Origin of the sequence: Candidatus Allofournierella merdavium, from assembly GCF_944382735.1 — a bacterium.
Taxonomy (GTDB): domain Bacteria; phylum Bacillota; class Clostridia; order Oscillospirales; family Ruminococcaceae; genus Allofournierella_A; species Allofournierella_A merdavium.
On sequence record NZ_CALWND010000012.1, the window covers coordinates 56,742 to 66,220 of the forward strand.

8 protein-coding genes and 1 tRNA gene are annotated in these 9,479 nt (G+C 58.5%); 7 read left to right on the top strand and 2 right to left on the bottom strand.

Features of this window, described 5'->3' with window-relative positions:
• Nucleotides 1-56: 56 nt before the first annotated feature.
• Genes ACH2A7_RS10750 through ACH2A7_RS10780 form a run of 7 tightly spaced genes read left to right on the top strand, consistent with a single transcriptional unit; the run spans nt 57 to nt 7,936 of the window.
• Entirely contained in the window at nt 57-1,745 is a 1,689-nt protein-coding gene (locus ACH2A7_RS10750) for a hypothetical protein (protein ID WP_394961929.1), read from the top strand.
• A 3-nt stretch (nt 1,746-1,748) separates the two neighbouring features.
• The gene (locus ACH2A7_RS10755) at nt 1,749-3,800 is read left to right on the top strand and encodes a DNRLRE domain-containing protein (protein ID WP_394961930.1); all 2,052 of its coding nucleotides are present in this window, start codon (nt 1,749-1,751) and stop codon (nt 3,798-3,800) included.
• Entirely contained in the window at nt 3,793-4,821 is a 1,029-nt protein-coding gene (locus ACH2A7_RS10760; protein ID WP_394961931.1) for a hypothetical protein, read from the top strand. The genes ACH2A7_RS10755 and ACH2A7_RS10760 overlap by 8 nt, the downstream gene beginning before the upstream one ends.
• The gene (locus ACH2A7_RS10765; protein ID WP_394961932.1) at nt 4,818-5,207 is read left to right on the top strand and encodes a hypothetical protein; all 390 of its coding nucleotides are present in this window, start codon (nt 4,818-4,820) and stop codon (nt 5,205-5,207) included. The genes ACH2A7_RS10760 and ACH2A7_RS10765 overlap by 4 nt, the downstream gene beginning before the upstream one ends.
• Before the next feature lie 12 nt (nt 5,208-5,219).
• Nucleotides 5,220-6,308: a hypothetical protein gene (locus ACH2A7_RS10770; RefSeq protein WP_394961933.1), complete on the top strand. Its 1,089-nt coding sequence runs from the start codon at nt 5,220-5,222 to the stop codon at nt 6,306-6,308.
• Nucleotides 6,309-6,320: 12 nt separating this feature from the next.
• Complete coding sequence (locus ACH2A7_RS10775; RefSeq protein ID WP_394961934.1) at nt 6,321-7,448, top strand: GH25 family lysozyme; 1,128 nt, start codon at nt 6,321-6,323, stop codon at nt 7,446-7,448.
• A 14-nt stretch (nt 7,449-7,462) separates the two neighbouring features.
• On the top strand, nt 7,463-7,936 hold the full coding sequence (locus tag ACH2A7_RS10780) for a holin family protein (protein WP_394961935.1): 474 nt from the start codon (nt 7,463-7,465) through the stop codon (nt 7,934-7,936).
• A gap of 151 nt (nt 7,937-8,087) precedes the next feature.
• On the opposite strand, the gene ACH2A7_RS10785 is transcribed toward ACH2A7_RS10780, so the two are convergent.
• Together ACH2A7_RS10785 and ACH2A7_RS10790 are read right to left on the bottom strand one after the other, a co-directional pair.
• A tRNA-Leu gene (locus ACH2A7_RS10785) sits at nt 8,088-8,172 on the bottom strand.
• Nucleotides 8,173-8,225: 53 nt separating this feature from the next.
• Entirely contained in the window at nt 8,226-9,413 is a 1,188-nt protein-coding gene (locus ACH2A7_RS10790) for a DNA recombination protein RmuC (protein WP_394961936.1), read from the bottom strand.
• Nucleotides 9,414-9,479: the final 66 nt, after the last annotated feature.

Here is a 9,479-nt window from a genome sequence, read left to right on the forward strand (position 1 = left end):
CCAGTATGAGGCTTTCTGCGAGATCCACGGAATCCGAAGGGAAAGGAGCATTGCTGATGAGCTTGCCTAAAATCGGCGGCACGCTTGTGCTGGACAACGAAGCCCAATTTAAGAAGGCGCTGGCAGAGGTGAACCAGGGCCTGCGCGTGAACCAGAGCAACATGCGGCTGGTGGAAGAGCAGAGCAAGAGGTCTGGCGATGCCCAGAAGGCCCTGCAGGCCAAAATGGACGCATTGAGCGATACCATCAACAGCCAGAAGGACAAGGTGGCATTGCTGGAGCAGGCGCTCACCAAGAGCGCCGAAAAAACCGGCGAAGGAAGCAAGGCCACGATGCAGTGGCAGGAGAAGCTGAACAACGCGCGGCGCGATCTGCTCAAAATGGAGTCCGAGCTGCAGGGTTACCAGGACGAACAAAAGGAGGCGTCAGAGCAGACCAAAACCTTTCGTGACCGGCTGGAAGAAGCCGCCAAAAAAATCGGAGTGGAACTGCCGAAAAGTACCCGGGATGGGGAGAGCGGCCTGAACGACTTCAAGGAAGCCGCGCTGGCCGCGGGGGCCGCGATCGCCGGCGTCACAGCAGCGCTTGTAAAGATGACCATGGAAGTGGGCACCAGTGCCGAGGAGATCAAGAACAAGAGTCAAACCATGGGCATGAGCATGACCGAATATCAGGAATGGGATTACATCTTCAAGTCTGTGGGATACAGCGCCGAGCAGGCCAGCGGAGACTTCGCCGCTCTGGCCGAGCGGGCAAAAGATGCGGCGGCCGGCGCCGGTGAAGGCGCAGAGGTATTCGAGGCACTTCGAATCAGGGTAAAGGACACCAGCGGGCAGCTGAAAAGCCAGAACGAACTGTTTGTGGAAGTCATTGAAAAGCTGCAGAAGATGAAGGACGAAACCCAGCGCAACGCATATGCCAGCCAGCTGCTGGGGACCACCGGAGAAGAACTCATCCCGATTTTGAACATGAGCGCACAGCAGCTGGAAGAGCTGCGCCAGAAAGCCCATGAAACCGGCAGCGTGATGAGCGATGAGGCAGTAAACGGGTTCGCCCGGATGAACCAGGCAAACCGTGAAATGGAGCAGCGCTTTCAGGCAGCCAAAATTGCGCTTGCCACCGTTCTGATGCCGGTGCTGACAGACTTTTTTAATCTGGTAAGCGGCATTCCAACCCCGGTTTTGATTCTGGTGGGCACGATCGGCGCGCTGATCGGCATCTTCAAAACGGCAACGAGTGTGATCCAGATGATGAGCGCGGCGAACATGATCCTGGCCGGAACCAACACCGCGGTGGGAACCACCGCCTTGGTCGCTGGCACTGGGATGAGCAAGCTGGTCCTGGCAGTGGCCGCGATCGTGGCCATTGCCGCACTGGTCACCGGCGCGGGCCTTGCCATCAACAGCGCGCTCAGCAGTACCGGGAACGCGGCAGCTACAGCCCAGCAAAATCTGCAGTACATGCAGAAGACCGTGCCGGCTTACGCGGCCGGCACCCGCAGTGCAAAGCGGGGATGGGCGATCGTGGGTGAAGAAGGCCCGGAACTTGTGGAGCTGGGCGGCGGTGAACGGGTATATAACGCGCGCCAGACCCGCCGTATGCTGTCCGGCAGCGGTGCCACATACGTTGACCGCAGCACCACACAATATATCTTCCGAGTGGACGACATTGCCACATACAACCAGATCATGCAAAAAGAGAAGCGCAGGAAAATGAACATGCGCCAGGGCTTTGTGGGGGTGTGATGTGTGCCAAGCATAACCGTTAATGCGAATCAAATGGCCGTTGTGTCACGAACTGAACCAGATAAAAACTGGAGCGGACTTGAAACGTTGGACGTCAAAACGGGAGATCCGCAAAGTTATTCGGAAAATCCAGATAAAATAGCCTATGTCTCGTTTGATAAGATCGAAATACCGCAAGGCGCAGTAGTATCGAATTACGTTGTTAAGCTTTACGCTCAGTTTACGGTCAATAAAATCACAGATCAGTTTATCTATTTGTATGTATTTCCACTGGCCCAACCGTTCAAACAAAATTCGATCACATACAACACAAGACCAGCGCAAAAGGAGTTATCTCGAAGCGTTGGATTTTGGCAGGAGAGTATGCCATCCGGCTATGTGTGGTGTGAAGTTGAATTTGATGATGACATAGCTACCAGTGAATATCTAAACGCGCTGCAAAACGGTTGCAAGATACAGATTACAATCGAATATGGGCGTTACACATCCGTGATTGCTCATATAAAATCCCATTTGAGCCAACAAACCCCACAGGCAGTGATCACATACTCACCGCCTACCGTGCGCGTGACACCAGGTTTCACGAATGGAATATACATCCCCAAAAATCTTGCAAAAAGCATTTCCTGGTCAACCGGGTATGACAGCAACAAAAATATGATCGGAACGCCAAAACAGGTGAGCGCAGAAGTGCGCTGCAAAAGCGGCGGAACGACAAAAACAATTCGTGTCGAAGGCGGCGCCACCACGGCGACCATCCCGGCGGGCACATTTACCGAAGGCACGGGTCAGATTCAGATCGCGATTACGACAACGGCCGGCGGCACGGCAGTAAGCGACTGGATCACCGTGAACAACACGGACGAGACGGGCACGGCGATAGCTGTAAGCCCGAGGGGCGTTCGTGTGGACGGCGACACAGCGCAGGCGTTCTCCTGGGACTATGACAGCCCCACCGGGACACCGCAAACCAAAGCAGAACTGCAGGTCAGCTATGACGGGGGCGGTAAATGGCAGGAACTTGTGACTGCACAGGGAGACGTGCGGCAAGCCATAGTCAACGCAGGCACTTTGGAAGCGGGTGCGGCAGCATGGAGAGTGCGCTGCTTCAACTCGGATGGAATCCCAGGTGAATACAGCGCGGCGGCCTATATCATCGTGGCCAAAAAGCCGCTGCCGCCCAGCTATGTGACCACAAATGCCAGGCCGAGACTGGCCGTGGAATGGGCCAGTGTCAACCAGCAAGGCTATCAGGTCCAGGTAATGAGCGGCGGGCAGCTGCTGTTTGACAGCGGCACTGTTTTTGGGCTGGCAAAACAGCTCACATTGCCGGAGTTTTTGCAGGACGGGGACTTTACCGCACAGGTTCGTATCATCGACAAGCAGGGCCAGTGGAGCAACTGGGTCAGCATTGATGGCACTGTGCAGAATGTCCCGGCGGAAACGATCAGCGCGAGCGCGGCAAAAAGGCGGTTCGGGGTATCTGTGGAATGGATCACAGAAGGAGAATATCAGGCCTTTTACCTGCTGCGGGATGGAATCCCTATTGGGAAAGCGGGGGCAGAAATCAGGCAGTGGATGGACTGGGCCGCCAACGGAAAGCATTGGTATACGGTGCGCGGCGTGAAAGGCGATGGATACTATACAGACAGCAACGCCATCGTGGGAATAACGGCAGTTCCATACGGAGCAATTTGCCAATGGGGAGACTTTGCGCACTGGATGGTGCTGAAGCTGCACGAAGAGGGGCCGTTTGTGCACAGCGAAAAGCGGGCGGCCGGAACGGAGTATGTGCAGTACGCAGGCCGGGCGCTGCCGGTGGCATACGAAACCGGCTGGAAAACAGTAAGTCACACGGTGGAATACACAGTGCGCAAAAAAGCAGAATGGGAAGCACTGAAGGCCCTGGAAGGGAAAACCGTGCTGTACAAGGACTATCGGGGCGCCCGAGTGATCGGAACGCTGGAAAGCATTGAAGCAGAGCACACCAAGAGGATCAATTTCAGTCTGACGATCCAGGAGACCGATGTGCAGGAGCGTATTGCCTATGATTAGTGTGGAATATCTGGTGCTGCGCAGCAACGTGGAATGCACCCGCCTGACTGCCGACAGTGAAACCGCGGCACAGATCAGCATGGACAATACTGCGGGCATTAAAATGACCCTGACCGGGGATTTTGAAATCAACGACAAAGTAAACACGCTGACCGATCGCCTGCAGGTCATTATGCACATCAACGGAGCAGCGCACCCGCTGGGAAAATATGTGATTTGCGGCATAGAACCGCAGACCACCCAGGCGGGCCGCCGCGTCGGCAGCTACACCGCATACGACCTCACATACCTGGTGCAAAGCTCAAAAACGGAGCAGCGGCACTACATCGCGGCCGGCACAAAGTACACGGACGCGCTGCAGGCGCTGCTGATCGAAAGCGGGATCACTGACTTCATCATCGAGCCGAGCGACGCCACGATCCGCACCGCCCGTGAAGACTGGGAGCCGGGAACATCCCGCATGGACATTTGCAACGACCTTCTGGCGGAAATCAACTACAACAGCCTGTGGATGGACTTGCAGGGCACCATACGCTGCAGCAAATACCTGCAGGCCACAGCGGAGAATATCACGATGGACTACACCGCCGGGCAATACAGCCTGCTGTATCCGGAAACAGAACAGGTGATTGACACGTTCGACCGGGCCAATGTGTTCATTCGCGTCGTGGAGGATGCGGAAAACCAGACGCCGCTTCGGGCCGAAAGCGTGAACAACGACCCGGACAGCGCGCTGTCCACCGTGAACCAGCTGCGCCGGGTGGTCGACTATGACACGCTGGACAACATCGCCAGCCAGGAAGAGCTGCAGGCCTTTGTGGACAACCTGAAATTCAAGAGTTTGCTGGCCACCACAGAGACGACCTTCAGCACCGGGCCCAACCCGGTGCATCAGGCGTTCGATGTGGTGGCGTTGAGTTTTGGACCGGACAGCGGAATCTATGCTGAGACGCGATGGAGCATCGACCTGAGTGCCCCGTACCGTATGCAGCACACTGGAAAGCGGGTGATGATCATTTGATTTTGGAGACCGAGCAGCAGGTGGCGGCGCAGCAGCAGAGAGCCCAGCCGGAGTTCCATTTTGCCACGGTGGCCGGAGTCCATAGTGACGGCCTGAGCCTTTACATCGGTGCGGAAACATCCCCGACCGAGAAGCACTACAAGTGCAACACCACCTGCAAATTCGCAGCCGGGCAAAAGGTGTATATCCAGAAAGCCGGCGGGGAATATGTGGTGCTTTTCCCGATTGGAAACCCCGTGACGGAAATTTTTGCTGACAGAGCAGAGATCGCCAACTCGGTGCAAAGCAACGACCTGGAAACAGATCGCATTTTACTGAGTGCGAACCCGGAAAAAGATCATTATTATGCCTGGAGCCAAACACTTGGATGGCGTCAGATTGACTAAGGTGGTGAACAAATGCAAATTACCTTTGACGAAAATAAGAAGCTGGATACAAACCCGGTTTTCAACCTGTTTGTCCAAGGGGAAAACATGGCGGAAAGCATCCGGATCGTAGGCCCCAAAATGGTGGGGGCGCTGGATCTGAGCCAGCTGCGAATGGCCGTGAGAATGACGAACGCGGCGTATGAAACAATGGTTGAACAAACGCTGGAGCAGGACGTTACGGACGATGACACCATCACCCTTGTATGGAATGTGGACAGACAGTTTACCAGCAAGCCGGGCCATGCCCAGGTGATGCTGGTCGGCTACGGAAACAACGAAGAAGTGATTAAAATCACGTCCTCGGGCATCGAAATAAAAGAGGACGAGACGTTTGTTTCGGCCCCGCAGGGGAGCACTTGGGACCAGATCCTGTCTGAGATGTATGAGCTGGCGACACAAACGCGCGCCAGTCAGACGGCTGCTGCAGCCAGCGCGACCAGCGCCGCCGCCAGTGAGCAGGTGGCCATTTCCAAAGCAGAGGAAATAAAAACCGCTGCGGAGCAGACCTTGGCCAACGCGCAGGCCGCTGCCGCCAGCGCAGCGCAGGCCGCAGAGAGTGCCACCAGCATCGACCCCTCGACGCTGGTCAAGGAGGTCAACGGCGAGACACCCGTGAGCGGGGCCGTGAGCGTGACCACGCAAAATCTGGAGTATCAGGTGGGAGACACCATCACATCGGCAAATGGCGCGTTTGACCCCAACACAGCCATTGGTGGGACGTGGACGAGCCAAACCATGCGCGTACAGGATGTTCCGGCAACCAAAATTCAACTGGGTAACGGAGTCACATCTACGGCGCCAGAGGTGTGCACTTTTAGTGTGATCGGAGGAATTTGCATCGCTACTTTTTACGGACTTAGCTGCACTGGTGCAAGCAATTTGACCGTAAATTTGCCCGCCCCGGTTTCGACCATTTATGACAGTTCCCCGAAAGGACAACTGCTCTTGATGCAGCCCGATACACTTCGCTCCGGCGGATCGCTGGCAAGCGAGTCCTTTACGTTCATTTACCCAACGGCCGGGTATCAGACGCTCACGATCTGGACAAAAACCGCGTAAAAGGAGGACACAATGCAAAAAGCACTGGACATTTCCAAACATCAGAACACCTTCACGCCGGCGGCGGCGCAGGCGGCGGGCGTTTCCACCGTCATTCTGCGGGCGGCCTACGGCAATTTCATGGATGTGCGTTTTCAGCAGTTCGCCGCCGACTGCAAAGCGGCGGGCCTGCGCACCGGCGCGTACATCTTTCTGACCCACCACTACGCGAACAAGAACGACGGCGACGTGAACGCCGCCCGCACCATCATGCACAAGCACCTGGACGTGCTGATGGAGATTTTGGAAGGCCGGGGCATCACCAGCTGGGTGGCGCTGGATCAGGAGCTTGAGAAAGGCCAGGCCATGACACTCACCCCGGCGGAAAACACCGCCCTGCTGAACGAGGCGGCCGCCAGGCTGCGGGCGGCGGGCTACACCCCCTGTGTGTATTGCTCCGCCAGTTGGGCACAGAGTAGCATCGACATGGATGCGCTGACTTGCCCGGTGTGGCTGGCCTACTACTACGCCGACCCCAACGACCCGGATTTTGACGGGTGCTCCTCCATCGAGGAGGTACATACCAAGTGGGGGGCCTATATGGCCAGCCTGGGGGACAAGCTCTGCGGCTGGCAGTTCGGGCGCATCGGCTACGGCGGCAAGTACGGCGTGGGCAGCACCAACGTGGACCGGGACTGGATCTACTTCCAGCCTGACGAAGAAAAGGAGGAAAAACCCATGTACACCAGCGATACCCTGAAGATCGGCCCCGTTTCCGGCGGTGACCGGGCGACCATCCGCACCCTGGCGGAAAACCTGGCGGTGGCCGCCGTAGATGACGGAGACTTCATCATTGTGGGGCCCATGTCGGCCGGCGACCGGGCTGCTGTGAGCAACAAGGCGCTGGCCCTGGGCCTGGGCTGTGAGGACTACACTACCCCGGACGAGGAGCCGGAGGGGGATGAGGGGGCCGAGCAGCCGCCTGTGGAGCAGCCGGAGGACAAGCCCCAGGCCCCCGCCGTTGATTTGACCGGGGTGTTGGCGGCGCTGGGCCGGATCGAGGCGGCCCAGGCGGCCCAGGGCCAGCAGCTGATTGACCTGGCAATCGGCGTTTCGGAACTTGCGGACAAGCTCACCGCCGCCGGCGCGGCACTGCAGTAAAGGAGGAGAAGACCATGGAAAACAACAACATCTTTCTGGTGATGAAGGCCGCCATTGTGGGCATCTTCGGCGCATTTGGCGCGGCCTTCGGCTGGCTGGGCTGGCTGGTGCTGGCCTGGGTGGCGTGCATGGTGATCGACTACATCTCCGGCTCCTCGGCGGCCATGAAGGCGGGCCAGTGGTCCAGTGCCCAGGCCCGCAGCGGCATCTGGCACAAGGGCGGCATGATCGTGGTGGTCATCGTGGCGGCGCTGGCGGATGCGGTGCTGGGCATGGTAGCTGCCAAGGTGCCCGGCCTGCCCATTGATTACACGGTGCTGCTGTTGCCGGTGGTGTTGGTGTGGTACATACTCACCGAGCTGGGCAGCATTTTGGAGAACGCCGCCGCCATGGGCGCGCCGGTGCCGGAGTTCCTGGTGAATATCCTGGCCGCCGCTAAGGATAAGGTGGAGGCGACCGCCAGCGACACCGGCGAAGATTCTGAATGATACAGCAAGGCCCCAACTGTCCGGCAATCCCGGATGGTTGGGGCCTTTTTTGCATGAAAAAAGCTCTCCCCGACAGAAGGGAGAGCAATTCTCATCGTTTACAGCTGAAAGCCACCAGAAGGCGCTGCTTGAACAGCTTTATAAACAAACTTGGTGCGAGGGAGGGGACTTGAACCCCCATGGTATATACCACACGCACCTCAAACGTGCGCGTCTGCCGGTTCCGCCACCCTCGCATATCAGGCGGGAAATTCCGCAAAAAGTATTCTACCATAGGATGCGGGGGAAGTCAATACCCAGTGTTCGGCCCGGCGGCGGGGTTTTTGCCGCTGTCGTTCGCGCCGCCGTCCTCCTCGCCGGGCAGCAAGGTCACCTGCTGCAATTTGCGCTGGATCTGCCGGGTGCGCACCCCCACCAGGTTTTCCAGTTCGCTGCTGGCCTGGTTCAGGCGGTTCTGTGCCTGGGCCAGCGCCTGTCCGAAGGTGTCAAACTCGGCCTTCACGCTGCCCAGCACCTGCCACACCTCGCTGCTGCGCTTCTGGATGGCCAGCGTCTTGAAGCCCATCTGCAGGCTGTTCAGCAGCGCCGCCATGGTGGTGGGGCCGGCCACCACGATCTTGTACTCCCGCTGCAGCCGCTCGGCGGTGCCCCGGCGCACCACCTCGGCGTAAAGTCCTTCCACCGGCAGGAACATCACCCCGAAATCGGTGGTATGGCCGGGGGCAAGGTATTTGTCGCGGATGTCCTTGCCGAAGCCGCGCACCCGCTTGTCCAGTTCCTTGGCCGCCGCCTCCACCGCCGCTTTGTCCGCCGCGTCGTAGGCCGCCAGCAGCGCGGCGTAGGCGTCCTGAGGGAACTTGGCGTCAATGGGCAGCCACACCGGGCCGCCCTCGCCGCCGGGCAGCTTCACGGCAAACTCCACCCGCTCGGCGCTGCCCGGCACCGTGGCCACATTTTCGGCGTACTGCCCGGGGGAGAGGATCTGCTCCAGAATGGCCCCCAGCTGCACCTCGCCCAGAATGCCCCGGGTCTTGACGTTGCTCAGCACCTTTTTCAGATCGCCCACGCCCGCCGCCAGCGTGCGCATCTCGCCCAGCCCTTTGTACACCAGTTCCAGCTGCTGGCTCACCAGGCCGAAACTTTTCTGCAGCCGGTCCTCCAGCGTTTTTTGCAGCTTTTCGTCCACCGTCTGACGCATCTCGCCCAACCGCCGGTCGGTCACGGCCTGCATGGCGTTCAGGCGCACCTCCATGGTGTTGCGGATGCTCTCCAGCTTCTGCTCGGTCTGCACGTTGGCGGCCTGCAGCCCGGCGGCCACGCCGCCGGAAAGTTCCTGCCGCGTCTGGCGGATCTCGGCCAGCAGGTCCTGCCGCACCTTTTCCAGATCCTCGCCGGAAAGGCCCCGCGGGCGGCGCAGAAGATTGGCAAGGCTCAGCGCGCAGGCCAGCCCTGCCAGGATCAAGGTCACGATTTCCATCATTTTCTCCTCGCAAAAGGGGATAACCCGTCCCCTGACTTCATAGCTATAAGTATAAATGGTTTG